A 25,891-nucleotide genomic window follows, 5' to 3' on the forward strand; every position below is an offset into this window, starting at 1 on the left:
GCGCGCGATCAGATCTTGGCGAGCAAAGCGGTCTTCTTCGCGTCGAACTCCTCTTGCGTGATTGCGCCCGCGACCATCAATTTATGCAGCTTCTCGATCTGCTCATAGGGATCGACTTCCGCTTGCGGCGCCGCGGGTACGGCGGTCGCTCCGCCACTGCCGACACCGCCGAGCCCCGCCGCCATTTGCTGGCCGATCGCCATGCCGGCCGCCGCGCTCGCGCCGATCCCGGCCAGGCCGCCGGGATTGGCCGCCGCAGTCTGGATCGAGTCCGCAGCCTGGAACTTGGCATATTGGTCGAGATTGCCGAGCACGCGCATCTGGCTGCCCTTGTCGAGATATTCCTGGACGTTCTCGGGCAACGACACGCTCTCGACGAAGAAGGTGCGGCAGGAAAGGCCCCATTCCTTGAACCCCGCCTCGACGGCGCCCTTCAACTTTTCCGACATCGCCTGCTGATTGCCGGCCAGATCGACGAACGCGATCTCGCCGCCGCCCAGCGCCGTGGCGATCGCGGTGTTGATCACCGCGCGCAATTGCTGGTCGAGGTCGGTAACGGTCAGCCGGTCGAGCGATCCCATCATCTTGACCGCGAAGGTCGCGACGTCCTCGATCCGGAACGAATAGCTGCCGAACGCGCGGATCCGCAGCGGCCCGAATTCCCTGTCGCGCACCGTGATCGGCTGCGGCGTGCCCCATTTCAGTCCCGTCTGCTCGCGCTGGCTGAAGAAATAGACATCGGCCTTGAACGGCGACTTGAACCCCTTGTCCCAGTTCATGATAGCGGTCAGCAGCGGCAGGTTCTGCGTGACCAAAGTGTGCTGGCCGGGTCCGAACGCGTCTGCCAGCCTGCCTTCGTTGTGGAACATCGCGACCTGGCCTTCGCGCACGGTCAATTGACCGCCATTCTGGATCTCGCGATCCTGCATCGGATAGCGGATCGCCAGCACGCCCGGCTCGTCGACCCAGTCGATGACGTCGACCAGTTGCTTCTTCAGGAAATCACCCAGACCCATCACGCATCCTCCAAAGATGCCGCCAATCTATCAGGCTTTGGCGGCTTCGCGAGAGCCGAATTTCGACGAATCGGGTTGCGGGCGCGGAGCTCCGCCTCCGCCGCGGCAAGCGGCACCGCGCGGTGCCGATAGCCGAGACGGGGGGCTAGCGATCGACTGGCCGCAACCCGGTCCGATCAGAGCTTGGCGAGCTTGGCGGCCAGAGCGTTGCGCTCACCCTGGAGCCTGGTCGCCTCGGCAGTGGCGGTCTTGTCGTCGACCATGGTTTCGTCGATCAACATCGTCCCGTCAGCACCGGCTGCGTTGATCAGCGTCAGATCGAGGTGGAGATCAGTGCGGTGAGCAAAGCTGTCCTGCGGCTTCCAATCGCCGAACATATTCGGTTCCAGGGTCAGCGATTGCGATTCGCCCGGCTCCAGGCCACCCGGAAACTCATAGTTGAAGCCGGAGGATATCCACGGCACGGCGCGGCCGGGCGAGGTCAATGCGCCGTTTAGATAGACCGTCTTGATCGGGCGTTTCGATCCGTTGGTGATGTGCAGCATGATCTGCGGCTGATCGATATCGAGGACGCCTTTGCTGATCCGATATTGCGCATTATCGATTTTCACCCCCTGGAACACGTCGGCAACCTTGGCGCGCGCCGCCTGATAGCGTTGGGCGCTCGCCGCCTCGTCGGCGATCTTCTGATCGAGCAACTTGATCCGGGTCTCATAGCCGAGCTTGATAATCTGGTCCGCGGTCAGTCCGTTGATCTTGTCCTTGGCGCCCATAAAGACCGGTGCGGTCGGCTCCGCCTGCGACCAGATACCCGTCTGGGGCTCGGCGGTGTTGAAGGTGATCGCGATCAGCGAATCCTTGAGCTCGGCCTGTTTGGCGGCGGGCATGTCCTTGACCATCGCTTCGATGCTCTTGCTGTACGCATCCGGGCTGGACGTATTCACCCGTTGTCCGCAACCCGCGATCAGCATTGCCGCCAGCAGCACCAGTCCTACCTTCCGCATCCGATTTCCCCCAATATATCAATATGGAGGGGACCTTGTTGAACCTTGCGCAAAACACAACCGGAAATATCCGAATTGGCGCAAGTAGTCGGAGCCGATCGGCTCGGAACGGGCGATCCGTGGCGGCAAATTGAGCCCGACTATCACCAGCGATGGCGCAGGTGAGTTGCTCTCCCGGCTAGCGATATGGCGGCGATGAGACCGTCCCTGCCGCCTGCGCTGGTGGGTAGGGTGCGCCAAATGCCCCCCCCATGTTTTCAGGGTCGGACGCGCCCGTTCGTAACAATACGAATGCCCGGAGGGACGGCTGCCTGACACGATGGTCGGCATGACTAATTCTGTGTCCCCCACACTTTCGCGTCGCTCGCTGATCGCCGCCGGTGCGGCGTTTGCCATCGGCGGGGCGATCCCGGTCGCTCGGGCGTCGCCGGCTGGGGGGCGCTTCATCGAATTGCCGCCCATCGCTTCGGCGCATGCCGCGCCACGCCGGATCACGGCTTGGTTGCCCGCCGAATACGATCGCGCGAGTTGGGGATTTCCGGTCATCTACCTGCATGACGGCCAGCTGATGGCGGACCCGAAAGGCGATACCATCCAGTCCGCGATTGCCGGCACGCTGACGGAGCTGGTCGCGCGACAGGCGGCGGAGCCGGCGATCATTGTCGGCATCTGGAGCAGTACCGATCGCCTCCGCGAGTTTTGCCCCGCCGCGTTCATGCCGGCACTGCCGCCGGCCGCACGCATCGGTGTCGAAGACGCGTGCCGGGGCCCCGCTTTGTCCGAAGGCTATGTTCGCTATCTCGCGGAGGAACTGAAACCGGCGATCGACCGCTTGTTCCGCACTCGCCCCGACCCCGCCGATACGTCAGTCGTCGGAACCGGAATGGGCGGGATGGCGGCGCTCTATGCGGTGGGCCGGCGCCCCGAACTGTTCGGCAATGCCGCCTGGATCGCCGGTGGGAGCCCGCTCGTCCCCTATGGCAAGGCGGTCCTGTCCGACGAGGAAGTCACCGGCGTGGAGCGTGCGTTCGAACATGCCTTCGACCGCATCATCCCCCAGGCGGGACGGCACCGTTTCTATCTCGACTATGGCGATTGCGGCACGGATCTGTTCGCTTACCCTTTCCAAGGGGCGGCGGATCCCGTGCTGTACGATCGCGGCTACCGCAGAGGCGGGGACCTGCTGTGCGAAGGCGCGCCGCATCCCGATTTTCGTCGCGTCTCCGACGACGAGAAACTTCGCGCGGCGCTTTCCCTGCTGCTTCGCCCTGGCGGCTGCACGCCGCGTCCCGGCGAAGACTAGCTGAACCGGCCGGCGATCAGGAGGCGTCCCGGGCCCATCCGCGCGAGCACCGCGTCAAGGTCGCGTTCCGCGACGGCGAAGCATCCCTCGCTTCTTCCCAATACGCCCGTGCCGCGGGCGATCTCGGCGCTGACATATTTGGCCGAATGAATCACGATCGCGCGCGCCTCGGCATTGTTGTTGGTGCCGTCCAACCCGGCAAGCCGCACCGACCGGCCGTGCTTGCCGTTATAATAACCGACCGTCCGGTAAGCTCCTTCGGAGGTGCAATAGGATCCGGGGTCGTTGGAGAAGCGCCGCAGCCAGCCGCTATGTGCAGGATCCGAGCCCCGGCCATGCGCGACCAGGAAGCTTTCGACTGTCCCGGACGCCATGTTCACCAGATGAAAGCGTTCCGCCGACGATGGGGTGGAGAAATCGGCGATCGCCACGACGTCGGTCTGCGTGATCTGTCCCGCCCTGCGGCGCAGTTCGGCGTTTGCTATGCCGATCCACCGCTTGTTGGAATCCGCGGCGAAAGCCTGCGGTGTAACGAGGCCAACGGCCGCCACGCCGACGGCCGATGCCAGAAATGTTCGACGATCCATACTCAACTATCCCGCTCGAGAGCGAGTAATTTAGGTCCGGAGCGGCCGATCCGCTAGGGTGGCGATTTCTGCCTGCCCTACTTCGGCAACGCTTTGTCGGGCGCGCTCTCCAGCAACGCCCCCCGAGTCAGAGACGTGGCGGAGAGGGAATCCGGAAGGATGAGCACGGTGGCGCCAGGCTCCAGAACGCCCGTGATCGTCTCTTTCACACCCTCAGGCAGGGTGACGTCCTGCCCCACCTCGGACGTGAGCGGTTTGGCTGGATCCTGTCCAGGCAACGGTAACCGCATCCAGTGATCGCCCGTGGCATCGCGTGCCTGCAGCATATAGGCGGCTGCCCGCTCTACCGGATTGGCCAGGATGGCGGGCGCGGATCCGATCTCCTTGCCGTTGCGCAGGACGATGAGCTTGCGGTCGCTCGCACTGATCACGACCGTGACGGGGCCGTCCGGGGCAAGCTCCGGAAACCAGGTCACGCCGTCGCCGGCGGGCGCCGGCTCGGGCGATTGTGTCCCGAGCGTCGGCGCCGGGACGAAGCGCGGCAGCTCGGGGCTATCGGTGATGACCACCACCGTGCCGAGCCGTGTCTCGCCATAGAGCAATTTGGCGAAGGCATGAGGGAGTCGGATGCAACCGTGGGAGGCGGGATAGCCAGGCAGGGTGCCGCCGTGCAGCGCGACGCCGTCCCAGGTGAGGCGCTCCATGAAGGGCATCGGTGCGCTGTCGTAGAGGCTCGAAAAGTGCGTTACCTGCTTTTCGAGAATGGTGAACACGCCGGTCGGCGTGCGGCGCCCGGCGCGTCCGGTCGATACGGTCGATATGGCGATCGGGACGCCGTTGCGATAGACGACGAGGCGCTGGGTCGCCCGATTGATGATGATCAGCATCGGTCCGGCGGGAGCGAGTTGCGGCGCCCACAGATATTGGCCGGCTTTCAGCGCGCGAACGGCGTCCATGACGGCGCCGCGCTCCAGCGACTGGGCCTGCACAGGCGGCGCGAGTGTCGAACCCAGCCCCGTCAGAAAAGCGAGCGCGCAGATCGCACTCGTTCCTGTGCGCCACCGTCTGCCCAGCCAGGATTGCAGCATCGCGAACATCGCCTCAGGCCGCAAGCTGATCGAACGCCTCGAGGGCGTATGCGGCGTACATGACCGAGGGTCCGGCGCCCATATAGATGGCGGTCGCCATCGTTTCGAGAATCTCCTCGCGGCTTGCCCCTTTCTTGGTCGCGCCTTCGGCGTGATAGGCGATGCAGGGCGAGCAGCGCGTTGCCACCGCGATCGCCAGGGCGATCAGTTCCTTCGTTTTGCCGTCGAGCGCATTGCCACCATGTGCTGCCCTGGCCATTTCCGAAAAGCTCTTCATGATCTCAGGCGCGCCATGGCGGAGTTCGCGCACGCCGCCGTTCATGTTTTCGATCAATTCACGCCAGTCCTCGATCACATCAGCTCTCCGGTAAAAATCGTCAGGCGCCGCCGCCGGCCGCCGGGGGAGGGCGGCCGACGGCGACATTCGGCCCCGGCGATCGCAGGTCGGGGCCGATGGGGCCGGTCAGGCCTTGATCGCGATCGTCCGCTTTTCCGCGGCCGCCTTCTGGTCCTTGCCGATCGTGACGGTCAGCAGGCCGTTCTTGAAGGACGCGGAGACGGAGTCGCGGTCGGCATCCTTGGGCAGCGTGATCTGGCGGCTGAACGCGCCGTAGCGCCGCTCGCTCATCAAGCAGCCGCCTTCTTCGCCGTCCTTGCTCTCGGATTTCTCACCCGCGATGCTCAGCACGCCGGCAGTAAGCTCGATCGTCACGTCCTTGTCGGTCATCCCCGGCAGTTCGGCGGTCAGGCGATAGGAATCGCCGGCATCGACAAGCTCCATCGGCGGGACCGGCGTGCCGCGCGATCCGAAATTGAAGATGCCGCGCGCCGGCTGCCCGAAATCCTCGAACAGGCGGTCGATCTCTCCGCGCAGCCAGGTCATCGGCGTCTGATCGAGAAATGGCGATGCCGGTGTCTGACGAGCGGCGATGGGCTTGGTGATCTCATTCATGACGGGTCTCCATTCTTCGGGTCGCTCAAGCGAAGAGATTCTCCTTGGAATCGACCGCGATCGGCTTGGACTGGACCGGGCGCTGTTCCGGAGCGATCGTTCGCGTGTGCAAAGTGGGGGTGCCAGCTGGCGGGCACGATGAAAGCGTCCCACCAGGCCGTCAGCCATTCGAGCGGCTTCAGCCACATCTCGTGACATACCAGCCAGAGATCCTCGGCATCATCGCGTCGCGCCTGTGGGGGCGGCTGCACCATCGCTATTCTCCGCATCGAGCAGGCACTGGGCTACGAGGGAGCCTCGGTCGCCACCATTGGGAATGGTACTTAGCGGCGCGGCTGGCCGGATCGGCGTCACGGAATCAGAACGGCGGCACCTTCCAGGCGACCCTCGCGGACGGCCGACAGCGCCTCGTTCGCCTCTTCGAGTTTGAAGCGCGTAACGCTCGTTCGGACGGGGACCTTGGGAGCGATGTCGAGAAAGACGAGCCCATCCTCACGCGTCAGATTGGCAACGGAGAGGATCGACCGCTCACCCCACAGGTCGGCATAGGGAAAGCTCGGAATGTCGCTCATGTGGATTCCCGCGCAGACCACGCGGCCGCCTTTCCTGATTGCCTTGAGGGCGATCGGGACGAGCGCGCCCTCGGCCGCGAAGATGATCGCCGCGTCGAGCGGTTCGGGCGCGGGCTCGTCCGACCCGCCGGCCCAGCGGCAACCGAGCTTCAGCGCGAAGTCCTGGGCTTGCCGGTCGCCCGGTCGGGTGAACGCATAGAGCGAGCGCCCCTGCCACAATGCGACCTGCGCGATGATATGCGCCGCCGCGCCGAACCCGTAGAGGCCGATCGCTCTGCCCTGGCCGGCCATGACCAGGGATCGGTAGCCGATCAATCCCGCACAAAGCAGCGGCGCTGCCTCGGCATCATCATAACCCGGGGGTATCGGCAGACAGAAACGGGAATCGGCAAGGACGTGGCTGGCATAGCCTCCATCGCGCGTGGCGCCGGTGAAGGTCGGCTGGTCGCACAGATTCTCGTGCTCCGATCGGCAATAAGGACAAACACCGCAGGTTCGCCCGAGCCAAGGCACGCCGACCCGATCGCCGATGTCCAAATGGGTGGCGTCCGGGCCGATGGCGATCACGCGTCCGACGATCTCGTGTCCCGGAACGACCGGGTAGCGCGCCGTGATCTCACCGTCCGCCACGTGCAAGTCGGTGCGGCAAACACCGCAGGCAGCGACCTTGATCAAAACGTCCGTGCCGGCCGGTTCGGGAATCTGAGTCGTGGTCAACCGGAGCGGGCGACTTGGCGCATCGATCACCATGCGAGTCATATATGCCATCGTCATGCCTCGACATTGGCTCGGAGCATTCGATGACCGGTCATGAATGCTTCAGCGAGCTAAGGCTGTATTGTACCTCATCTTGAGCGAGGGGGGTGTTCGTAACTTCCCTCATCGCCCATGCGTACATCTACCAAGTTCACCGCTGGTTCGCCTCGCCTAACGGTTGGCGGTTGGGGCACAGGAGCCAGACCTAGGTGACGAACAATCCAACGCTCTCCTTTCACGGTGCGGCGCGCACCGTCACGGGTTCCTGCATGGAATTCTGCCATGGGGGAAAACGCATCCTGGTCGATTGCGGTCTCTTCCAGGGTTCCCGGACATTGGAAACGTTGAACCGCAGCCCGTTTGCGTTTGATGCCAAACAGGTCGACGCCGTCATCCTGACGCACGCGCATATCGACCATTGCGGACTGCTGCCACGCTTGGTGGCTGAGGGTTTCGCCGGCGACATCTGGTGCACCGAACCGACCGCCGCTCTGCTCGAATATATGCTCGCGGATGCGGGCCGTATCCAGGAAGGCGATGCCGCGAGGCGCAATCGGCGCAAGGATCGCGCCGACCTCCCGGATATCCTGCCGATCTATACCGAGCAGGATGCCATCGCGGCATGGCAGCAGACCCGGAAAGTCGCGCTTGAGGAATGGTTCGAGCCGGTCGACGGTTTCAAGGCGCGGCTTTGGAATGCCGGCCATATCCTGGGTTCGGCGTCCGTCGAGCTGTCGATCGGGGACACGCATATCCTCTGTTCGGGCGACCTCGGACCGAAGAACAAGGCATTCTATCCCGACCCCGAAAGCCCGGCGGCGTTCGACCATGTCATCTGCGAGTCCACCTATGGCGACCGTAAACGCGACGATGTGACGCTCGCCGAACGCCGGACCTTGCTGGAAACCGAGATCAAGGCCGCGCTGGCGCGGGGCGGAAATCTGATCATTCCCGTTTTCGCGCTGGAGCGAACGCAGGAATTGCTGCTCGACCTGGCCATGCTGATCGAAACGAAACGCATCGCATCGGTTCCGGTCTTCATCGACTCGCCGCTCGCCACTCAGGCGACCGGCGTGTTCGCAAGATATGCCGGCACGCTGGAAGATGTGGACGGCGAGAACATCTTTCGTAACGCGGCCTTTCATTTCGTCGACTCGACCGCGGAGTCGATCCGGCTCAACAGCGTATCGGGAGCGATCATCCTCGCAGCGTCGGGCATGTGTGAAGCCGGGCGCATCCGGCACCACCTGAAGCACAATCTTTACCGGCGGGACGCGACAATCCTGTTCGTCGGATTCCAGGCTGAGGGCACGCTGGGCCGCGTGATCCTCGATGGCGCCAAGCGGGTACGGATCTGGGGTGAGGATATTGTCGTGCGCGCGCAGATCCGGCGGATCGACAGCTATTCCGCGCATGCCGATCAAGGCGACCTCATGGCCTGGATCGAGGCTCGCCGGCCCATCGCCGGCAGCTTGTTCCTCGACCATGGCGAAGGCGCGTCGATAGAGGCACTTCGACAACTCGCTTCGACGCAGCGGCTCGCGCCCGCCGTCCTCGCTCCGGAATTGGGAGAGACCTATAGTCTCGCGGCCGGCCAGCCGGCCCGGCGCATAAAAACGGGCGACCCCCATTTGCAGGAGGCGATCGGACGGGACTGGCAGAACAGCTATGCCGACTTCGCGGCCAACCTGAAGCGCGAACTCGCGGAGATCGCCGACGCGCGATCGCGCGAGCGCGCCGTCGCCGACATGCGAAAAGTGCTCGACAGCTACAAGCAAGTCCGCGCCGAGCAGGCGTTTCGGCGGCGCGGGCATTGATGCCCATCACCAGCTTGCTGTGGCGCGCGCGAGCGATGGAAGTGGCGGCTGAAATGCTCTCCTCCCCGCAAGCCGACATCTTGACCGAATTGCTGATCTTCTTTGCCATCGTTTTCGGCGTGAACCTGCTCCCGGCGTTCGGGCCGCCGACCTGGTCGATCATCGTGCTCTATTGCCTGAACACCCGGCTACCCATTCCGGCTCTCGTGATCGTGGGCGCCTTGGCGGCCGCGAGTGGTCGTTTCCTGCTCGCTCAGAGCTTTAGGCTATTGGCTGGGCGCCTGTCCGACAGAACGCGGCGGAATCTCGAAGCCGCGCACGCGGCGCTCATGCGGCGTAAACGCAACCTCGTCCTGGGGTTGGGGCTTTTCGCACTCTCTCCACTGCCGTCGGCCCAATTGTTCGAAGCCGCCGGGTTGGCGCGGATGCGGATTCTCCCGTTCACGGCTGCCTTTTTTGCAGGCCGGCTCGTTTCCTATTCGATCTATGCGCTGAGCGCGGGGCAAATCCGGGAAACCAGCATTGGGGACGCATTCCGCCGCCACCTTGCCAGCCCGGTGGGGATCGCCATCGAACTGGCGATGCTCGCGGGGCTCGTCGCCCTCGGCCGGATCGATTGGGAACGGTACTTCCGTCGTTCTGGCTGACGCGCCGCTCGCTTCCATATCCGGCTGGCCATCGTACGGCGCGGGATTGCGCCGGCCGGTCGCATATGAACCGCGCGCGACCGGACGTTCAGCATCGCGCCAAGCGACCTTTCGTAATTGGCGCTTCCCGACATGTCCGGACGGTCAGGAGTGCTTATGCGTAGGGTTTGGAATGTGGTGTTACTGGGCACATCGCTCATCGCGAGTGGCTCGGCCAATGCTCAGAGCTGGGGCGTTTATGTGGGAACGGGCGGTGGATATCCGGGCTATCAACGCGGCTATGACGACGAGGACGGCTTGGCGCGGTTCATCTGCTCGGGCCAGCGTGCGCATATGCTCGAAGACCGGCTGCGCCATGAAGTTGCCGAAGACGAGATCGATGGCGACGATGCCGATCGCATCCATGCGGCGATCGATCGCCTCGAAGACAGGCAACGCCATGAGTGCCGCGAGGGAGACCGCAGGGCGATCGGCGACATAGCGTATCGCTATGATCGCATTGCCCGATGGATCGACGGCGAAGCGCATCGCGGCTGGTAGGCGAGCGACGCAGCGCGCAGGACGGGGACGTTCGACTCAGCGCCAGAACCGGCCGGCATCGACCAGCGCCGCATGGGCTTCGGCGGCCGCTTCGAGCAGCTTCTTGCGGCTGCCTGGGAAGAGCACGGCCATCGTGTCGGGCGAATTGGCGATGCCGAGTTCGGTCAGGACCGCGGGCGCCGTTACCAAGTCGTTGAGCGCTCCCAATGCGTCCTGCAGCGCCTCCAGCTCCGCGACGAATCTTTTGTACCGGCGGCGCTGCCGCTTGCGATCGAACAGGGGGGCGAAGAACTCCGCCGCGTAGCGCAGCTTCTTGGCCTCCTTGCGGAGCTCGTGCCGTGCCGGATCGTCAAGTTCGGCGAGATCGCGGCCGCCTCGCTTGGCCTTGCGGCGCAGGCGATCGAGCGCGGTGCGGGCGAATATGCGCGCGGGCTGATCACGAAGCTCCGCGGTATCGACCGTACCCAGCCATGCGCCGCTAGCGCTCCATTGCGCCAGGTCGAGCATCAACCCGCGCGCCTGGGCGGACGCGAGGATCGCTTTGACCTGAGCATAGGCATCGTGCCGTGCCGCCTCGAGCCGATCGCGCAGCGCACCGGGCGGCGCGCGCGCGACCAGGACGTCGATGCTTCGCGCCGGGCCGAGCGCATTGGCAAGCCAGCGCAAAGTCTCGCGCAGCTCCGCGCTGGCCTCGTCGGCGATCAGGACCTTGAAGATCGACAGCGCCGACCGCAGCCGGCGCAACGCGACGCGCGCCTGGTGTAGCGCCTCCGGCGTCTGTCCGATCAGGAGCAGGTCTTCGTTCAACCGGAACTGGCGCAGGCAGGCCTGGACGATGTGCTGCAATGCCTGCCCGGCTGTCGTGTCGCGATGCAGATCGATCCCGCCGGCCCTGAATGCCGGGACCGCCGGATCGACCAGGCTATAGCCGCGTTCGGCCTTGGTCAGGACGCCCAGCCGGAGGGGCGCAGCGGCATCCAGCTTGCGCGCCAAGACGAACAATGCGGCGGCATCGCCACTCTTCAACTCCAGCTCGATCTCGCAGATCGACGAACGGCGATCGCCGGCCACCACCGCGCCGCGGTCGAGAACCAGTTCGATCAGGGCATCGTCCTGGCGTATATCCCAAGTGCGGCGCTCGACGCGGATCTCGAAGACCGGCGCGAGCCCGTCCGCCTGCTCGCCGAGCAGCGCCCGGATCGGCGTGGTATCGTCGAGGACCGGCATATCGTCCGGTACCGAGCATTCCCATTCGGGCCGGGCGAACATTCCGACCGAGCTGCCGCCACGAGCCTTGACTGTCTGGGTTCGCTTGCGTCCCGCGTGGCGAATGCGCAGCGAAAGTCCGGCCTTGAAGAGCGAATGATCGGCGGTGTCGAAATAGAGCGACCTTTGCCGTGCTTTGCGCGGCTCGCCGTCCAACAAGTCCGAATCGGCCAGGACAATGGCGTCGCGCGGCCGCAGCGCGAGCTTGAGCTCGACTTCATCCGGCATCGCCTTGCCCTTCCGGTTCGGTCGCGGGGGCTCGGCCCTCCGAATTGCCGAAGATATCCCACGTCACCATGAACAGCGCCGCGATGACGGGCCCGATCACGAACCCGTTGAACCCCATCAATTCGAACCCGCCCAGCGTCGCGACCAGGACGATATAGTCCGGCATCCGCGCGTCGCGGCCGACCAGGATCGGGCGGACGACATTGTCGACGCTGCTGATGATGAAGAATCCGCACAGGAAGAGGATGCTGCCCTGCCAGATCGCGCCGGTGGCGAGCAGGTAGATGGTCATGGGCACCCAGACCAACCCGGTGCCGATGGCGGGGAAGAGCGAAAACACGCCCATCGCCACGCCCCACAGCAGCGCGCCGGGCAATCCCAGCAGCCAGAAGGTCAGGCCGCCGACAAGGCCTTGCAGCAGCGCGACGATCAGGCTGCCCTTGGTCGTCGCGCGGATCACCTGCACGAATTTGGCGATCAGGATCGTGCGCTGCTCGGCGGGTAGCGGAATGCTGCGCTCGACCCGGGCCGCCAAAGCGTGTCCGTCGCGCAGCAGGAAGAATGTCAGGTAGAGCATCACGCCGAGCGAAAGGAAGAAGCCGAACGCTCCCTGGCCGATACTCAGCACGCGCGATGCGACCGACTGGAAGCTGTTCGCAAAGCCCTGGCTGATTTTGGCGCGCAGGCCTCCGACGTCGCCCAGGCCGATGTCCGCGAGCCAGCTTCGCGCCCAATCCGGCAGATGCGCCTGCGTTTCGACGAAGAGCCGGCCGAAATCGACCTCGCCGCTCCGCACCCGGTCGTAGAAGACGCTCGCCTCATGCAGCAATGCGGCGCCGAGCAACATCGCGGGCACGACGACGACGACGGTGATGATGATCAATGTCACCAGCGCCGCGCCATTGCGCCGCCGCGGCATCGCGGCGAGCAGCCGCGCGTTGAGCGGTTCGAACAGGATGGCCGCGATTACAGCCCAGAGGATCGCGCCGGAGAAGGGGGCGACCAGCCACACGAAAGCGACCGTGGCACCCGCAACGAGCGATAGCAGGAACACCCGCGACGGCGTCATGCTGAGTCGCCTGTCGTCACTCACGGCGCGATTGCCAGTTTGCCTTCAGGCCGGTTTAGCCAAACGCCTTTCGAGGGCGCGGCGCGCGATCCAGGACATGTTCGTACAAGATGGTCTCGCGCTCCAGCCATGTTCACCGCTTTGCGATATTCCCCGCTGTCGCACAATCGATGCACTCGGCAGCGGCCGGCAGCGCGTTCAGCCTCTCCGCGGCTATGGCGTTGCCGCAATGGGTGCAGGTTCCGTAGCTGCCCGCGTCCAGCCGGGCGATCGCCGCTCGTATCTGTTCGATTTCCGCGAGCGCGGAGTTCTCCAAAGCGTCCAATGCCTGGTCGTCTTCTCGATCGATCGCCTGCTCGGCGAAGTCGTCGTCCAGTGGTTGGCCGAACTCGCCTTCAATCCGCCCGACCTGCGCCATCAACGCGGTAAGCCGCTCTGTCAGACGGGTACGAGCTTCTGTTTTGTCCAGCATCACGTGATCTTTCTCTTGGCGGCCATGGCCGCAGTCGTGTCGAACGGGACCGGCCGTTCCCTGCGTAGGCATCTTCGGACGGATGCGCGCCAAAGATCGCACGCCGATCGCCGGCGGGAGCAAGCCCACCGATACGGCCACGCGCTCAGTGCGACAGGAAAAGCGGGTACGGAGAATGCGAAAGCAACTCGCGGGTCACTCCACCGAAAACCGCCTCGCGCAGCCGCGAATGGCCATAGCCGCCGGCGACGATCAGCCCGGCGCCATGACGGCCGGCCTCGGCGATCAAGGTGCGCGCGATACCCGTCGGCAGCGGCTTGGCGCGTTCGACCCGCGCATGGATATCGTGACGCGACAGATAACGCGCCGCGTCCTCCGCCCAGCCATCGGCTCTGTCGGTCTCGACTTCCACCAGGAATACGCGCTCCATCAGCTTGAGCAGCGGGATGGCGTTGCGAAGCGCCGATGTCGCCGCCATCGATCCATCCCACGCGATGACCGCACAATTATCGTCGAATTTCCGCACGTCCTGCGGCACGGCCAGGACCGGCTTGCCCGCACCCGTGATCAGGCCGCCCGCGACGCTGCGCATGGGCGTGACCGGATCCTCCAGTTGTCGGTTGACGATGACCAGATCGGCGAACTGCGCGGCGCTGCACAAACTGCCCACCAGGTCGCCGGTGCGTTCCTGCCAATCCCACGACACATCCTCGTGACCGAGACGCGCCTCGACCTTCGCTCGATTGGCGGCTTCCACCTCGATTTCGCTCTCTACGATCGTGGCGCTGATCGTGCTGCCGACCGAATCGTCGACATAGGCCGGCGGCAATACGACTACATCCAGACAGGTGAGATGCGCGTCCAGCCGCCGCGCAAGATCCATCGCAACTTGCAGCCGGGCTTCTTGCCCGGCGTCCTCATGCGCAAGTACCAAAAGGGTCTTCATGGTTTGCCTCCACGCTGCATGATAGGAACGTAATCGGCGAAGCGAATGGCAGGCTATTGGTGGATTTACGGACCCCGGTCAGGGCCATCACGCTCTAAGCCGGCGGCCTGCGCTGGCGATCGGCCTTAGGGTTGGTCGGCGCGACGCGGTCCGCCGCTTCCAGGTTGGTCACCAGCAGATCGAACGGCATGATCTCAAGCAAATCGGCCACATGGCTGCGCCGAAAAATCGCTTCGAGACCGCGGTGCCGATGGGTGGCGGCCACGATCAGGTCCGGGTGAAGTGCCGACCATTGCTCGATCAGCACCGATGCCAAATCGCCGCGCCGCACGATGGGTTTGACCGGAGTCGCTACGTCTGTACGCTTGGCGAGGGTTTCCGCGATCACCTGTTTCAACGCTTCCATCGCTGCGCCCAGGTACTCCACCGTCGACCGCTTCGGGCACGCATGCACCGCGTACACCTCGTTGGCCGATCTGATTTGCAGCGCAAGGTCGAGGACCCGCTGCGCATCCTCCTCCTCGTCGAGCAGGGCCAGGAGCCGCTTATAGGGGCCCGTCGCCTCGGCCTGCACGGCCAGCACCGGAATAGATCCCTCTCGCGCGACCTTGACGATCAAGTCGAACGGGCGGTCGTCGATCTGGTCGGAGTCGATCGCATTGCGCATTACGATCAAATCGGCGCCGAGCATTTCGGCCTTGCTCACAATCGCTCCGGCGTGGGGCGGCATCGGTTCGCTGAACGACACCGACCCGATGCAGGGAAAGCGCCGGCCGACATCTTCGGCCAGGACCTGGGAGGACGGGGCGCTCGGGCTGCCGCGGCGATGATGATCGCGCAACCTCAGTACGTGCAAATCGGCGCAATTCGCGGCGGCGATTTCGCATCCTCGCTCGAATGCGACGTCCGGATCGAGCGCCAGGTCGCTGGCGACCACGAGCTGATGCACGGCAATCTCCTCGCGTTCTCTTTTCGCCCGGGAGGCGTCGCGCGCCATCGGGAAGTGTACTTAGAGTGTAACCCCGGCGGGGGATTGCTCGCCACAGGCTTCGCACAAGGCGTCGAAGATCGACCGGACCATATCGTCGGCGATGCGGTAATAGCGCGTCTGCGCGTCGGCCCGCACCGCGACCGCGCCGCCGTCGCGCAACACGCCGAGATGCTGCGAGACCGCCGATTGGGCGAGGCCGGTCAGCTCGACCAGTTCGTTGACCGACGCTTCTCCCGCCGACAGACGGCAGAGCATGATCAGCCGCTCGCGATTGGCGAGCAGGCGCAGGATCGCCGCCATACGGTCGGCATTCGCGCGCAAGTCCTCGATCGGATCGGTGTGTTTCATGGCGCCAAGGTGAGCGGTCGGCCGTCGTCGCGCAAGACGATGTAGATCGCCGGGATGACGAGGACGGTCAGCAGGGTCGATGAGGCCAGCCCGAACAACAGGGAGATCGCCAGGCCCTGGAAGATCGGATCGGTCAGGATCACCGCCGCGCCGATCATCGCCGCCGCCGCGGTCAGCACGATCGGCTTGAAGCGTATCATGCCCGCTTCGAGCAACGTGTCGCGCAGCGATTTGTCCGCGCGCCGGGCATGCCGCACGAAGTCGACCAGCAGGATCGAGTTGCGCACGATGATCCCGGCAAGCGCGATGAACCCGATCATTGACGTGGCAGTGAACGGCGCGCCGAACAGCATGTGCCCGGCGACAATGCCGACCAGAGTCAGCGGGATCGGCGTCAGGATCACCAGCGGCAACCTGAAGCTACGGAATTGCCCGACCACCAGCACGTAGATGCCGAGCAATGCCACCATGAATGCCGCGCCCATGTCGCGGAACGTCACCCAGGTGATTTCCCACTCGCCGTCCCACAGCAGGGCCGGTCTGGTTTCGTCCTCCGGCTGTCCGTTGAGGCGGATTTCCGGCTTGGTCAGCCCGGCGCTTTTCCAGTCGAAATGCTTGATCGCGTCGTCGACCGCGAGCATGCCGTAGATCGGCGCTTCGTAGCGGCCGGCGAGTTCGGCGGTCACCATGTCGGCCGCCCGGCCGTCGCGCCGGAACAATTGCGTGTCGCCGGTGGTCATCGAGGCAGTGACGACTTCGCCAAGCGGGATCGGCACTGGCCCGTTTGGTCCTTGCGTGGCGGCGATCGGCGTTGCCGCCAGGGTCGACGACCAATTGCGCTGCGCCTGGTCGAGCGACACTTCGATCGGCAGCGGATCGCGCTGGTTGCCGCGCGGCGCATAGCCGACCACCTGATCGCCGAGCAGTGCGGCAATGCTGTCGAACACCTGACGTTCCGACAGGCCGTAATAATCGAGCTTGGCGCGATCGGGGACCAGCCGGAGTTGCGGGCGCGGCGTGCCGAAGCTGTTGTCGACGTCGACGATATAGGGAACGCCCTTGAACAGCCGCTCGACCGTCGTCGCCGTGGCCCGGCGAGTGGCTTCGTCGGGACCGTATATCTCGGCGAGCAACGTTGCGAGCACCGGCGGTCCCGGCGGTGTCTCGACCACCTTGATCGAGCCGTCGGCGGGGAGGGCGATCGACTTCAGGCGATTGCGCAGATCGACGGCGATGGCATGGCTCGACCGGGAGCGGTCTCCCTTGGGCTGGAGCGTCACCATCAGGTCGCCCATTTCAGGTCGGTTGCGCAGGAAATAATGGCGCACGAGCCCGTTGAAATTGAACGGCGCTGAGGTGCCGACATAGGCTTCCATCGACGTGACCTCGGGCACCGCGCGGGCGACCGCCGCCGCTTGGTCGATTACCCGCGCGGTGTTCTCCAGGCTGGTGCCCTCGGGCATGTCGACGACGAGCTGGACCTCCGATTTGTTATCGAACGGCAGCAGCTTCACGGTGACCGCCTTGAAGTAAAACATCGAGCAGGCGACGAGCGTCGCTACCCCGACTGCGGCGAGGAATATGCCTGCCGACCGCCGCGTCGCGATCACGCGGGAGGCGACCCGCGCGTAAAGCGCACCGAGCTTGCCGCCATGGGCGTCGTGATGGCCCTGGCCGCCAAGCGACTTGCGCGCGAAGCGGATCATCAGCCACGGCGCGATGATCACGGCGACGAAGAACGAAAAGATCATCGCCGCGGACGCGTTGACCGGGATCGGCGCCATGTACGGCCCCATCAGCCCGGAGACGAACAGCATCGGCAGCAAGGCGGCGACGACGGTGGTCGTGGCGACGATGGTCGGGTTGCCGACCTCGGCGACCGCGTCGATCGCGGCATCGACGCGGCTGCGGCCGTCGGCCATCGCCCAGTGCCGGGCGATATTCTCGATCATCACGATCGCGTCGTCGACCAGAATGCCGATCGAGAATATCAGCGCGAACAGGCTCACCCGGTTGATCGTGAAGCCCATGATCTTGGAAGCGAACATGGTCAGCAGGATCGTCGTCGGGATGACGATCGCCGTCACCCCGGCTTCGCGCCACCCGATCGCGAACCCGATCAACAGAACGATCGAGACGGTCGCGAGGCCGAGATGGAACAGCAACTCGTTCGCTTTCTCGTTGGCGGTCTCTCCGTAATTGCGCGTCACGGCGACGGTCACGCTGTCGGGGATCAGGCTGCCGCTCAGCGAGGCGACGCGGCGCACGATGGCGTCGGAGACGGTGACGGCATTGGCGCCGGGGCGCTTGGCGATCGCCAGGCTGACGGCGGGCGCCTGCGACCACGCGCCGTCCTGCCTCGCCCAGCGCCAGGACCGTGCCTGATCCTGGCCCGGGCTTTCGGTCACCGTCGCGACGTCGCGCAGATAGACCGGCTCCCCGCTGACCGACCGAACGGTCAGTAGCCCGACATCCGCCGCGCTCGCCAGCATCCGCCCCGCCACGACGTCTGCCACCCCACCGCGCTCCCGCACCGATCCGGCGGGGAAGGCGCGATTGGCCTGCGCCGCGGCCTCGACCACCGCACCTAGTGTGACTCGCCGCGCCGCGAGCTTGGCCGGGTCGGGGACGACGCGAATCCGCTGTTGCTGACCGCCGATGATGAAGGACAGGCCGACATCGTCGACCTTGGCGACCTCGGTCTGCAGCCGGCCGGCCAGATCGCGCAGCGACTGATCGGTCCATTGGCCGGGCGCATTCGCCTTGGGCGTCAGGGTCAGGACGACGATAGGCACATCGTTGATCCCGCGTACCGTGACCTTGGGTGCCGGTATGCCGACGGGAATACGGTCGATATTGGCGTTGAGCCGTTCGTTGATCCGGATCGCGGCATCTTCGGGATTGGAGCCGACCAGGAAGCGCGCGGTCACCAGCACGCCGTTATTCTCGGCCTGGGTGTAGACGTGCTCTACCCCGTTGACGCTCTTGACGATCGTCTCGAGCGGCTTGGCCACGAGTTCGACGGCGTCCCCCGCCGACAGGCCCGGCGCCGCGACCTGGATATCGACCATCGGCACGCTGATCTGCGGTTCTTCCTCACGCGCGATCGTCATCGTCGCGATCAGCCCGACCAGGATAGCCGTCAGCAGGAAGAGGGGGGTCAGCGGCGAATTGATCGTCGCCCGCGTGATCCTTCCGGAGATGCCCAATGCCACCGTCAGCGACCCGGACCGATCAGCGTGTCGCCGGCGCCGGCGCCCGCCAGGATCTCGACCTTGCCGCCATCCGCCGGCCGCGTCTGGACTGGCACGGTCGACTGTTGCCCGTCGGCCGCGACCATCATGACATAGTCGATTCCAAAGCGCGTCGTGACGAACCCTGCCGGCACGAGAATGGCTTGACGCTCTCCGATCCCGACATGCGCGGTGACGCGGCGTCCGATCAGCGTACCGTCGATCCCAGGCACCGCGACGTCGACACGGACCTGGCCGGCTTCGATCGCGGGATAGACCTTGGTGACCGTGCCGCGCAGGTCTTGTCCGTCGGCGACTCCGGATACCGTCACCAACGCCCCGGGGCGAACGAGTCCGCCAAGCGACTCGGGAAGATCGAGTCGAACGACGAGCGGGCCGGATGTAATGGTGGCGATCGACATGCCGGGAGTGACCGCCGATCCGGCGGGCACGTCGGCCACCAGCACTCGGCCGCTCGATGGCGCCAGGACGAGGCCCTGGCCGGCGACGGCACCCACCGCAGATTGCTGCGAGCGCGCGGCGCGAACCTGTGCGGATGCCGTGCCGACCGCGGCTTGCGATTGATCGAGGCGCGCCTTGGCGTAGACGCCGCGCCGATACAGATAGTCGACGCGTTGCAGGTCGGCCTGGGCTTGTCGCAACTGCGCTTCGGCCGCTGCTGCCTGCGCGCCATAGGCGGCCGCCTGATAGCCGAGCTGGTTGTCGACGACCCGGCCGATCGGCTGGCCTTTCGTCACCATGTCTCCCTTGCGGACGAGCAACGTCTCCAGCACGCCGGCGATCCGCGCCCGCGCGTCGGCGCGATCGGTCGTCGTGATCTCGCCGCCGACATCCTTCCAGTCCGTGGTGGCCGTCCATTGCAGCCGAAGGCGCGGCCCCTTCGCCGCCGAGCGCGTTTCGACCGGCGTCGCGCGATCCCCCCCGCCGCAAGCGGCAAGCGATGCCAGCGCCATCGCGGCGAAGGCGGTTCTGAAGGACAGAGTCGTCACGCGTCGATCCTCTCAGGCTCCGGTCACGAGCGGCAGATTAGCCGCCTTCCAGGCCCCGATCCCTCCGCAAAGATGCGTATCGACCGCCACGCGTGCCGCGGCGCACTGTCCGAGCGCGGCTGCCGATCGTCGGCCGCCGGCGCAATTGAGGACCAGGACCTTGCCATTGGCGGAGGGCAGCGAATTCGGGTCGAACCGTGACAGCGGCATGTTGACCGCGCCCGCTATATGCCCGGCCGCGAATTCGTCGGGCTCGCGCACGTCGACCACCGAGGCAGTGCCCGCGTCGAGCATCGTCTTCAACGCCCGCGGATCGATTTCGCGAATGCGCGTGCGATTACCCAAACCAAACATGAATCATCTCCAATCAGCAGTTGCTAATATTAGATATAACACATATTAGATAATTGCAATATATAGAGCATGAGGAGGTCGAGGTGGCGGTACCGAAAATCGTTGTTCTGGGAGCCGGGCTGGGCGGCACGATCGCTGCCTATGAACTGCGTGCGAAGCTGAAAGGCCGCGCGGAGATCGTGCTGGTCGGCAATTCCGAGGATTATTGGTTCGTGCCGTCGAACCCATGGGTGGCGGTCGGCTGGCGCGAGCCCGAGGCGATCCGGGTGCATCTGCCGCCGGTGATGGAGCGCCACGGCATCGCTTTCACCGCCGCCGGCGCCACGCGCCTCGTACCCGGCGAGAACCGGCTCGAACTCGGTGACGGATCGACGATCGCCTATGACTATCTGGTCATCGCCACCGGCCCCGACCTGGCGTTCGACGAGATCCCGGGATTTGGTCCGCAGGGACATACGCTCTCGATCTGCCAGACGCATCATGCCGCCGAGACGCATCGCCGCTTCGAGGAATTGTGCGCCGACCCGCGCCCGATCGTGGTCGGCGCGGCCCAGGGCGCCTCATGTTATGGGCCCGCCTACGAATTCGCGATGATCCTCGATACCGAGCTCAAGCGCCGCGGCGTCCGCGACCGGGTGCCGATGACCTTTGTCACGCCCGAACCCTATATCGGCCATCTCGGGCTCGACGGGGTGGGGGACACCAAGGGCCTGCTCGAAAGCGAGATGCGCGACCGCCACATCAAGTGGATCACCAACGCCAAGGTGACCGGCGTCGACGCCGAGGTCATGCATGTCGAGGAAGTCGACGAGGACGGCAAGACCAAGCGCACCCACGACGTGCCGTTCGGCTTCGCCATGCTGTTGCCGGCCTTTCGCGGCGTCGAGGCGGTGCGCGGTATCGAGGGACTGAGCAACCCGCGCGGGTTCATCCTTGTCGACAAGCATCAGCGCAATCAGGCCTTTCAGAACATCTTCGCGCTTGGCGTGTGCATCGCGATTCCGCCGGTCGGGCCGACGCCGCTGCCGGTCGGCGTGCCCAAGACCGGCTTCATGATCGAGAGCATGGTGACAGCGATCGTCGAAAATCTCGGCGAGATTCTCGACGGGAAGGAGCCAACCCACGAGGCGAGCTGGAATGCGATCTGCCTCGCCGATTTCGGCGATGGCGGCGTGGCGTTCATCGCCAAGCCCCAGATCCCGCCGCGCAACACCAATTGGGCGGCCGAGGGGAAGTGGGTCCACCTCGCCAAGGTCGGGTTCGAAAAATACTTCCTGCGCAAGATCCGCAAGGGCGAAAGCGAGCCCTTCTACGAAAAGCTCGCGCTGCATGTGCTCGGGGTCAAGAAACTGCGCTTCGACTGAGGAGGATTGCCATGAATATCGATCGTGCCGTGATGGCTTTTGCCGGCTTCGTCGTCCTGTTGGGCACCGTGCTCAGCCTGACCGTCAACGTCTGGTGGATCGCGCTGGCGATCTTCGCCGGCGCCAACATGATCCAGGCGAGCTTCACGGGCTTCTGCCCTGCGGCGATGCTCTTCCGCGCGCTCGGATTGCGTTCGGGTCAGGCGTTCCGCTGATCGCGGCTGTCCGGCGTTCCTCGACGCTCGTGGCTGCGCGAGGGGTTCTGGAAATGGTGGACAGGGCTGGATTCGAACCAGCGTACGCTTGCACGGGCAGATTTACAGTCTGCTGCCTTTAACCACTCGGCCACCTGTCCCCAGGTCTTCGCCCTTCGCGGGAAGGACGGTCGCTTCGAAAAGCGAGGGCGCCCCATGCCCAAGCCGCGCCGCCATGTCAACGCGGCGGCAGCAGGTTTTCGACCTGCCCGCGCACAGGCGTACGATATGCGTGGCACACCCTTGCGCGGGTGACGCGGCGGCAATAGCGTGCGGATATAAACCCCGGGGAGCATAATCGTTCATGCGCAAGATGATCGTCGCCTTTGCTGCGGCCGCCGCCGCCGTCGCCATTCCCGCGTCGCTGCATTCCAACGACCTGTCGATGGTCAACCGGATCATGGACGAAGGGTTCAACCGCTCTCAGGTGATGACCACCGCCGAATATCTTTCCGATCAGATCGGCCCGCGGCTGACCAACTCGCCCAATATGCGCAAGGCGGAGGCGTGGACCTCGTCCAAGTTCAGCGAATGGGGTCTGACCAACGTCCATAAGGAAGGGTTCGAATTCGGCCGCGGCTGGTGGATCGAGAATTCGTCGGTGCGGATGACCAGCCCGCGCCCGATCCAGCTGACCGCGATCCCGATCGCCTGGACGCCGTCGACCAACGGCGCCGTGTCGGGCGAAGTGATCGTCGCGCCGATGGCGACCCCCGCCGACTTCGCCAAGTGGAAGGGCAAGCTCAAGGGCAAGATCGTCCTGGTCACCAAGCCCGATGACGGCTCGGAGCCGGGCGACGCGCCGTTCAAGCGCTACACCGCCGACGACCTCGCCAAGCTCGATCAGTTCGTCCAGCCCAAATACGATCCGGCCGCGGCCGAACGCGGCATGAAGCGGCTCGAATTCGCCAAGAAGCTCGATGCTTTCCTGCAGGAGGAAGGCGCGGTCGCTTATGCCACCAAGTCGCGGCTCGACGGCAAGCTCGTCCATGGCGAGGGTTATCTGTTCGGCGCCGGCGATACCGTGAAGACCCCGGGCGTGGAGATCGCGGCGGAGGATTATCGCCGCCTGGTCCGCCTCTCGATCGCCGGCGCGAATCCGACCGTATCGATCAACAACGACGTCCGCTTCGACGACAGCGACGTCAATGCCTACGACATCATCGCCGACATCCCCGGCAGCGCCAAGGACGGCAGCTACGTGATGGCCGGCGCGCATCTCGATTCCTGGGTCGCGGGCGACGGTGCGGCGGACAATGGCGCCGGCAGCGCGATGATCATGGAGGCGGCGCGCATCCTGTCGACCTTGAAGGTCAAGCCGAAACGGACGATCCGCTTCGCGCTTTGGGCGGGCGAGGAGCAGGGGCTGCTCGGCAGTCTGGCCTATGTCGAGAACCATTTCGCGACGCGCGGCAGCCCGAACGATCCCAAGCTGACCGGCCTCGCGCGCTATCAGGGCTGGGCCAATCGCTGGCCGATCACGACCAAGGCGGACTGGTCGAAGATGGCCGCTTATTTCAACATCGACAATGGATCGGGGAAGCTGCGCGGCATCTATGCCGAGAACAATCCGGCGGTGGTGCCGATCTTCAAGCAATGGCTGGAGCCGTTCAACTCGATGGGCGCGTCGTCGGTGGTGATCCGTAAGACGGGCGGTACCGATCACGTCTTCATGCAGGCGGTCGGCCTGCCGGGCTTCCAGTTCATCCAGGATCCGCTCGATTACGGCAGCCGCATCCACCACACCTCGATCGATACCTATGATCACCTGAAGGGCGACGACATGCGTCAGGCGGCGGTTGTGCTGGCGGCGTTCCTGTGGAATGCGGCGAACAGCGACGCGCTGCCGCGTCCGCCGCTGCCGACGCAGCCGTCCAAGAGCGATCCCTTTGCCTATGCCGATGAGTAAGCCCCAATCGTCGCCCCGGCGCAGGCCGGGGCCGCCTTGTCATCGGGCGGTGCACCAAGTGCCAGCGGCCCCGGCCTGCGCCGGGGCGACGAGCTAGCCATGGCTCGCAGAGGCCATCGCCCTTCGCAAGCACCCGCTTCGCGGCCCCGTTTCTGGGGCCGTCATGCTGTGCTGGCGGCGCTCGCCAATCCCGAACGGACCGTCAGGAAGATGTGGGCGACGCGCGAGGCGCTGGCCGGGCTCGACATTCCGCCGGTGATCCCGATCACCTACGCCGATGCCGCCGATCTCGGCCGGCTGGTCCCGGGCGACGCGCCGCATCAGGGTCTGGTGATCGAGGTCGAGCCGCTCGAGGATATCTGGCTCGGCGACCTGCTCGAACAAGGGCAGGGCGAGGATGACCGGCGGCCGCTGGTGGTGCTCGACCAAGTGACCGATCCGCACAATGTCGGCGCGATCCTGCGCTCGGCCGCCGCGTTCGACGCGCTCGGCATCGTCACCCAGGACCGCCATTCCCCGCCCGAATCGGGCGCGGTGGCGCGAACCGCGTCGGGCGCGCTCGAGATCGTGCCCTGGGTTCGCGTGGTGAACCTGTCGCGCGCGCTGGACGAGATCGCGGAGGCCGGGTTCTGGCGCGTCGGCCTGGCCGGAGAGGCGACCGAAACGCTGGGCAACGTGATCGGCGGCGCCGCGCGGATCGCACTGGTGCTGGGGGCCGAAGGCGAGGGGATGCGGCACAATACGATGCAGCATTGCGATCAGCTTGCGCGCCTGCCGATATCGCCTAGGATCGAAAGCCTGAACGTGTCCAATGCCGCCGCGATCGCGCTCTATGCGGTAGCCGCGCGCGACTGAAGGGGGATGGGGAATGACGGCACGGATTACGCGTCTCGCGCTGGTGCTCGTCGCGCCCCTGATGCTGGTCGGCTGCCTGCTCGCGCCCGGCAAGTTCACCTCGACCTTGACGATCAATGCCGATCGCACCTTCACCTATAGCTATCAGGGCGAGGTTTACGCCTTCGATCTCAATGACGCGATGAAGGACATGCCGTCGGGCGGCGACGACGATACCAAGAAAACGGACGGCGTCTCGTTGCAGAATATCGGCTTCGACAAAGACAAATCGAAGGACAAGGACAGCGCCAAGGACGCGGCCAAGGCCAAGGCGGAAGCCGACGCCAAGAACCGCGAAATGGCCGCGACCCTGTCCAAGGAGGCGGGGTTCCGCAAGGTAGAGTATGTCGGCGACGGCAAGTTCCTGATCGACTATCAGATCAGCGGGAAGCTCGATCACACCTATCTCTTCCCGTACAATCTCGATGCCGGAATCATCATCCCGTTCGTCGCGGTCGAAATCCGCGCCAACGGCACTGCGCGCGTCAAGGCTCCCGGCTTCGCCAACGATTCGAAGGATTCTTCAGGCGGCATGGGGCCGGATGCGAGCAAGGCGTCGGCCAAGCTCGACGGCACTTTCATCCTCGACACCGATGCCGAGATCGTCAGCCAGAATAACGAGGACGGGGTGAAAGTCGTAAACGGCCGCAAGACCGTGACATGGAAGGCAACCCCGCTGTCGAACACCGCGCCGATGGCGGTGGTGCGGTTCGCCGGGACGGCGAAGTAGATCTCTTTCGTCCGTCACCCCGGCCTTGTGCCGGGGTCCAACGGGAGACAGGCTGAGGGCTGGAGGCTCTAGCTCTTCACCGCGAGGTTCGTTGGATGCCGGGACGCGCCCGGCATGACGATTTAGAGGTGGCGACCTATCGCGCCCCGCCTCAATCTTCTTCGGCGATCCGCACCTTCAACCCGTCGAGGTGATCCCCGAACTCGATCTGACACGACAGGCGACTGTTCTCGTCGCGATCGGCCGAGGAATCGAGCAGGTCGTTTTCGTCCTCGCTCATCGGTTTCAGTTTGGCAGCAAATTCCGGATCGACATGGACGTGGCAAGTGGCGCAGCTGCAGCAGCCGCCGCACAGCGCCAGGATCTCGTCGATCCCGGCGTCGCGAATCACTTCCATCACCGACAGGCCAGCTTCGCCCGAAATTTCCTGTTCTTTCCCGTCGCGTGTTACGACGATAAGCTTGGGCATGTCTTTCCTCCGTCCGGTTGCCAGCGGCCATGCCGCGCCCGGACGCATCGATCAAGGTTTCGTAGAAGGTTT

Annotated in this window: 26 protein-coding genes and 1 tRNA gene; 9 read left to right on the forward strand and 18 right to left on the reverse strand. The window is 65.0% G+C overall.

Translation table 11 applies throughout. From position 1 onward, the window contains the following. Positions 1–8: 8 nt before the first annotated feature. Positions 9–1,016 (reverse strand): SPFH domain-containing protein, encoded by a 1,008-nt coding sequence (locus Q0L25_RS16050; protein ID WP_296616031.1) that lies wholly within the window; start codon positions 1,014–1,016, stop codon positions 9–11. A 176-nt stretch (positions 1,017–1,192) separates the two neighbouring features. Further along, positions 1,193–2,020: a DUF6694 family lipoprotein gene (locus Q0L25_RS16055; RefSeq protein WP_296616032.1), complete on the reverse strand. Its 828-nt coding sequence runs from the start codon at positions 2,018–2,020 to the stop codon at positions 1,193–1,195. A 328-nt stretch (positions 2,021–2,348) separates the two neighbouring features. Here Q0L25_RS16055 and Q0L25_RS16060 point away from each other — a divergent pair, with 328 nt between their 5' ends. Then, complete coding sequence (locus Q0L25_RS16060) at positions 2,349–3,323, forward strand: alpha/beta hydrolase-fold protein (protein WP_296616034.1); 975 nt, start codon at positions 2,349–2,351, stop codon at positions 3,321–3,323. Here Q0L25_RS16060 and Q0L25_RS16065 read toward each other — a convergent pair. From Q0L25_RS16065 to Q0L25_RS16085, 5 genes are all read right to left on the reverse strand, one after another. Then, entirely contained in the window at positions 3,320–3,910 is a 591-nt protein-coding gene (locus tag Q0L25_RS16065; RefSeq protein WP_296616035.1) for a murein L,D-transpeptidase catalytic domain family protein, read from the reverse strand. The two genes, Q0L25_RS16060 and Q0L25_RS16065, sit on opposite strands and share 4 nt — an antisense overlap. Positions 3,911–3,987: 77 nt before the next feature. Next, positions 3,988–5,007 (reverse strand): L,D-transpeptidase, encoded by a 1,020-nt coding sequence (locus tag Q0L25_RS16070; RefSeq protein WP_296616037.1) that lies wholly within the window; start codon positions 5,005–5,007, stop codon positions 3,988–3,990. 4 nt (positions 5,008–5,011) lie between these two features. Then, positions 5,012–5,353 (reverse strand): carboxymuconolactone decarboxylase family protein, encoded by a 342-nt coding sequence (locus Q0L25_RS16075; RefSeq protein ID WP_296616039.1) that lies wholly within the window; start codon positions 5,351–5,353, stop codon positions 5,012–5,014. A 108-nt stretch (positions 5,354–5,461) separates the two neighbouring features. Beyond that, positions 5,462–5,950 (reverse strand): Hsp20/alpha crystallin family protein, encoded by a 489-nt coding sequence (locus Q0L25_RS16080; RefSeq protein WP_296616040.1) that lies wholly within the window; start codon positions 5,948–5,950, stop codon positions 5,462–5,464. 350 nt (positions 5,951–6,300) lie between these two features. Further along, the gene (locus Q0L25_RS16085; RefSeq protein ID WP_296616042.1) at positions 6,301–7,290 is read right to left on the reverse strand and encodes a zinc-dependent alcohol dehydrogenase family protein; all 990 of its coding nucleotides are present in this window, start codon (positions 7,288–7,290) and stop codon (positions 6,301–6,303) included. 257 nt (positions 7,291–7,547) lie between these two features. On the opposite strand from Q0L25_RS16085, the gene Q0L25_RS16090 reads away from it, so the two are divergent. The 3 genes from Q0L25_RS16090 (at position 7,548) to Q0L25_RS16100 (ending at position 10,282) form a co-directional block, all read left to right on the forward strand. Then, on the forward strand, positions 7,548–9,095 hold the full coding sequence (locus Q0L25_RS16090) for an MBL fold metallo-hydrolase (protein WP_296617774.1): 1,548 nt from the start codon (positions 7,548–7,550) through the stop codon (positions 9,093–9,095). Then, on the forward strand, positions 9,095–9,742 hold the full coding sequence (locus Q0L25_RS16095; protein ID WP_296616044.1) for a hypothetical protein: 648 nt from the start codon (positions 9,095–9,097) through the stop codon (positions 9,740–9,742). Before Q0L25_RS16090 ends, Q0L25_RS16095 begins: the two co-directional genes overlap by 1 nt. 156 nt (positions 9,743–9,898) lie before the next feature. After that, positions 9,899–10,282 carry a histidine kinase gene (locus Q0L25_RS16100; protein WP_296616046.1) on the forward strand — a complete coding sequence of 128 codons (384 nt, stop codon included), beginning with the start codon at positions 9,899–9,901 and terminating at the stop codon, positions 10,280–10,282. 36 nt (positions 10,283–10,318) lie between these two features. Here Q0L25_RS16100 and Q0L25_RS16105 read toward each other — a convergent pair whose 3' ends face one another. From Q0L25_RS16105 to Q0L25_RS16145, 9 genes are all read right to left on the reverse strand, one after another. Then, on the reverse strand, positions 10,319–11,776 hold the full coding sequence (locus Q0L25_RS16105) for a CHAD domain-containing protein (protein WP_296616048.1): 1,458 nt from the start codon (positions 11,774–11,776) through the stop codon (positions 10,319–10,321). After that, entirely contained in the window at positions 11,766–12,869 is a 1,104-nt protein-coding gene (locus Q0L25_RS16110) for an AI-2E family transporter (protein WP_296616049.1), read from the reverse strand. The genes Q0L25_RS16105 and Q0L25_RS16110 overlap by 11 nt, the downstream gene beginning before the upstream one ends. Before the next feature lie 109 nt (positions 12,870–12,978). Continuing rightward, positions 12,979–13,317: a TraR/DksA C4-type zinc finger protein gene (locus Q0L25_RS16115; RefSeq protein ID WP_296616051.1), complete on the reverse strand. Its 339-nt coding sequence runs from the start codon at positions 13,315–13,317 to the stop codon at positions 12,979–12,981. A gap of 145 nt (positions 13,318–13,462) precedes the next feature. Beyond that, a complete protein-coding gene (locus Q0L25_RS16120) occupies positions 13,463–14,263 on the reverse strand; it encodes a universal stress protein (RefSeq protein WP_296616052.1) in 801 nt (266 codons plus the stop codon). Between the two features lie 94 nt (positions 14,264–14,357). Then, positions 14,358–15,260 (reverse strand): universal stress protein, encoded by a 903-nt coding sequence (locus Q0L25_RS16125; protein WP_296616054.1) that lies wholly within the window; start codon positions 15,258–15,260, stop codon positions 14,358–14,360. A gap of 12 nt (positions 15,261–15,272) precedes the next feature. Beyond that, complete coding sequence (locus tag Q0L25_RS16130) at positions 15,273–15,602, reverse strand: helix-turn-helix transcriptional regulator (RefSeq protein ID WP_296616055.1); 330 nt, start codon at positions 15,600–15,602, stop codon at positions 15,273–15,275. Beyond that, the gene (locus Q0L25_RS16135; protein WP_296616057.1) at positions 15,599–18,817 is read right to left on the reverse strand and encodes an efflux RND transporter permease subunit; all 3,219 of its coding nucleotides are present in this window, start codon (positions 18,815–18,817) and stop codon (positions 15,599–15,601) included. Before Q0L25_RS16135 ends, Q0L25_RS16130 begins: the two co-directional genes overlap by 4 nt. Positions 18,818–18,819: 2 nt before the next feature. Continuing rightward, positions 18,820–19,845: an efflux RND transporter periplasmic adaptor subunit gene (locus Q0L25_RS16140; protein WP_296616058.1), complete on the reverse strand. Its 1,026-nt coding sequence runs from the start codon at positions 19,843–19,845 to the stop codon at positions 18,820–18,822. Between the two features lie 12 nt (positions 19,846–19,857). Further along, a complete protein-coding gene (locus tag Q0L25_RS16145) occupies positions 19,858–20,199 on the reverse strand; it encodes a rhodanese-like domain-containing protein (RefSeq protein ID WP_296616060.1) in 342 nt (113 codons plus the stop codon). A gap of 83 nt (positions 20,200–20,282) precedes the next feature. Between Q0L25_RS16145 and Q0L25_RS16150 the strand changes: the two genes are divergently transcribed. After that, positions 20,283–21,563: an FAD/NAD(P)-binding oxidoreductase gene (locus Q0L25_RS16150; protein ID WP_296616062.1), complete on the forward strand. Its 1,281-nt coding sequence runs from the start codon at positions 20,283–20,285 to the stop codon at positions 21,561–21,563. 11 nt (positions 21,564–21,574) lie between these two features. Further along, positions 21,575–21,778 carry a DUF2892 domain-containing protein gene (locus tag Q0L25_RS16155; RefSeq protein ID WP_296616063.1) on the forward strand — a complete coding sequence of 68 codons (204 nt, stop codon included), beginning with the start codon at positions 21,575–21,577 and terminating at the stop codon, positions 21,776–21,778. A 54-nt stretch (positions 21,779–21,832) separates the two neighbouring features. On the opposite strand, the gene Q0L25_RS16160 is transcribed toward Q0L25_RS16155, so the two are convergent. Continuing rightward, positions 21,833–21,918: transfer RNA gene (locus Q0L25_RS16160), tRNA-Tyr, on the reverse strand. A 203-nt stretch (positions 21,919–22,121) separates the two neighbouring features. Between Q0L25_RS16160 and Q0L25_RS16165 the strand changes: the two genes are divergently transcribed. The 3 genes from Q0L25_RS16165 (at position 22,122) to Q0L25_RS16175 (ending at position 25,350) form a co-directional block, all read left to right on the forward strand. Further along, positions 22,122–23,726: a M20/M25/M40 family metallo-hydrolase gene (locus Q0L25_RS16165; RefSeq protein ID WP_296616065.1), complete on the forward strand. Its 1,605-nt coding sequence runs from the start codon at positions 22,122–22,124 to the stop codon at positions 23,724–23,726. Between the two features lie 99 nt (positions 23,727–23,825). After that, positions 23,826–24,581 carry a 23S rRNA (guanosine(2251)-2'-O)-methyltransferase RlmB gene (rlmB, locus tag Q0L25_RS16170; RefSeq protein ID WP_296616067.1) on the forward strand — a complete coding sequence of 252 codons (756 nt, stop codon included), beginning with the start codon at positions 23,826–23,828 and terminating at the stop codon, positions 24,579–24,581. A 13-nt stretch (positions 24,582–24,594) separates the two neighbouring features. Beyond that, entirely contained in the window at positions 24,595–25,350 is a 756-nt protein-coding gene (locus Q0L25_RS16175) for a hypothetical protein (protein WP_296616069.1), read from the forward strand. 151 nt (positions 25,351–25,501) lie between these two features. On the opposite strand, the gene Q0L25_RS16180 is transcribed toward Q0L25_RS16175, so the two are convergent. After that, on the reverse strand, positions 25,502–25,819 hold the full coding sequence (locus tag Q0L25_RS16180) for a 2Fe-2S iron-sulfur cluster-binding protein (protein ID WP_296616070.1): 318 nt from the start codon (positions 25,817–25,819) through the stop codon (positions 25,502–25,504). Positions 25,820–25,891: the final 72 nt, after the last annotated feature.

The organism is Sphingomonas sp., assembly GCF_024508665.1.
Lineage (GTDB): Bacteria > Pseudomonadota > Alphaproteobacteria > Sphingomonadales > Sphingomonadaceae > Sphingomonas.

What these genes read in the sequence shown, in the direction of transcription:
- Q0L25_RS16050 (WP_296616031.1), bottom strand. Translation starts at nt 1,016, where the DNA reads ATGGGTCTGGGTGATTTCCTGAAGAAGCAACTGGTCGACGTCATCGAC.
- Q0L25_RS16055 (WP_296616032.1), bottom strand. Translation starts at nt 2,020, where the DNA reads ATGCGGAAGGTAGGACTGGTGCTGCTGGCGGCAATGCTGATCGCGGGT.
- Q0L25_RS16060 (WP_296616034.1), top strand. Translation starts at nt 2,349, where the DNA reads ATGACTAATTCTGTGTCCCCCACACTTTCGCGTCGCTCGCTGATCGCC.
- Q0L25_RS16065 (WP_296616035.1), bottom strand. Translation starts at nt 3,910, where the DNA reads ATGGATCGTCGAACATTTCTGGCATCGGCCGTCGGCGTGGCGGCCGTT.
- Q0L25_RS16070 (WP_296616037.1), bottom strand. Translation starts at nt 5,007, where the DNA reads ATGTTCGCGATGCTGCAATCCTGGCTGGGCAGACGGTGGCGCACAGGA.
- Q0L25_RS16080 (WP_296616040.1), bottom strand. Translation starts at nt 5,950, where the DNA reads ATGAATGAGATCACCAAGCCCATCGCCGCTCGTCAGACACCGGCATCG.
- Q0L25_RS16085 (WP_296616042.1), bottom strand. Translation starts at nt 7,290, where the DNA reads ATGGCATATATGACTCGCATGGTGATCGATGCGCCAAGTCGCCCGCTC.
- Q0L25_RS16090 (WP_296617774.1), top strand. Translation starts at nt 7,548, where the DNA reads ATGGAATTCTGCCATGGGGGAAAACGCATCCTGGTCGATTGCGGTCTC.
- Q0L25_RS16095 (WP_296616044.1), top strand. Translation starts at nt 9,095, where the DNA reads ATGCCCATCACCAGCTTGCTGTGGCGCGCGCGAGCGATGGAAGTGGCG.
- Q0L25_RS16100 (WP_296616046.1), top strand. Translation starts at nt 9,899, where the DNA reads ATGCGTAGGGTTTGGAATGTGGTGTTACTGGGCACATCGCTCATCGCG.
- Q0L25_RS16105 (WP_296616048.1), bottom strand. Translation starts at nt 11,776, where the DNA reads ATGCCGGATGAAGTCGAGCTCAAGCTCGCGCTGCGGCCGCGCGACGCC.
- Q0L25_RS16115 (WP_296616051.1), bottom strand. Translation starts at nt 13,317, where the DNA reads ATGCTGGACAAAACAGAAGCTCGTACCCGTCTGACAGAGCGGCTTACC.
- Q0L25_RS16120 (WP_296616052.1), bottom strand. Translation starts at nt 14,263, where the DNA reads ATGAAGACCCTTTTGGTACTTGCGCATGAGGACGCCGGGCAAGAAGCC.
- Q0L25_RS16125 (WP_296616054.1), bottom strand. Translation starts at nt 15,260, where the DNA reads ATGGCGCGCGACGCCTCCCGGGCGAAAAGAGAACGCGAGGAGATTGCC.
- Q0L25_RS16130 (WP_296616055.1), bottom strand. Translation starts at nt 15,602, where the DNA reads ATGAAACACACCGATCCGATCGAGGACTTGCGCGCGAATGCCGACCGT.
- Q0L25_RS16145 (WP_296616060.1), bottom strand. Translation starts at nt 20,199, where the DNA reads ATGTTTGGTTTGGGTAATCGCACGCGCATTCGCGAAATCGATCCGCGG.
- Q0L25_RS16155 (WP_296616063.1), top strand. Translation starts at nt 21,575, where the DNA reads ATGAATATCGATCGTGCCGTGATGGCTTTTGCCGGCTTCGTCGTCCTG.
- Q0L25_RS16165 (WP_296616065.1), top strand. Translation starts at nt 22,122, where the DNA reads ATGCGCAAGATGATCGTCGCCTTTGCTGCGGCCGCCGCCGCCGTCGCC.
- rlmB (WP_296616067.1), top strand. Translation starts at nt 23,826, where the DNA reads ATGGCTCGCAGAGGCCATCGCCCTTCGCAAGCACCCGCTTCGCGGCCC.
- Q0L25_RS16175 (WP_296616069.1), top strand. Translation starts at nt 24,595, where the DNA reads ATGACGGCACGGATTACGCGTCTCGCGCTGGTGCTCGTCGCGCCCCTG.
- Q0L25_RS16180 (WP_296616070.1), bottom strand. Translation starts at nt 25,819, where the DNA reads ATGCCCAAGCTTATCGTCGTAACACGCGACGGGAAAGAACAGGAAATT.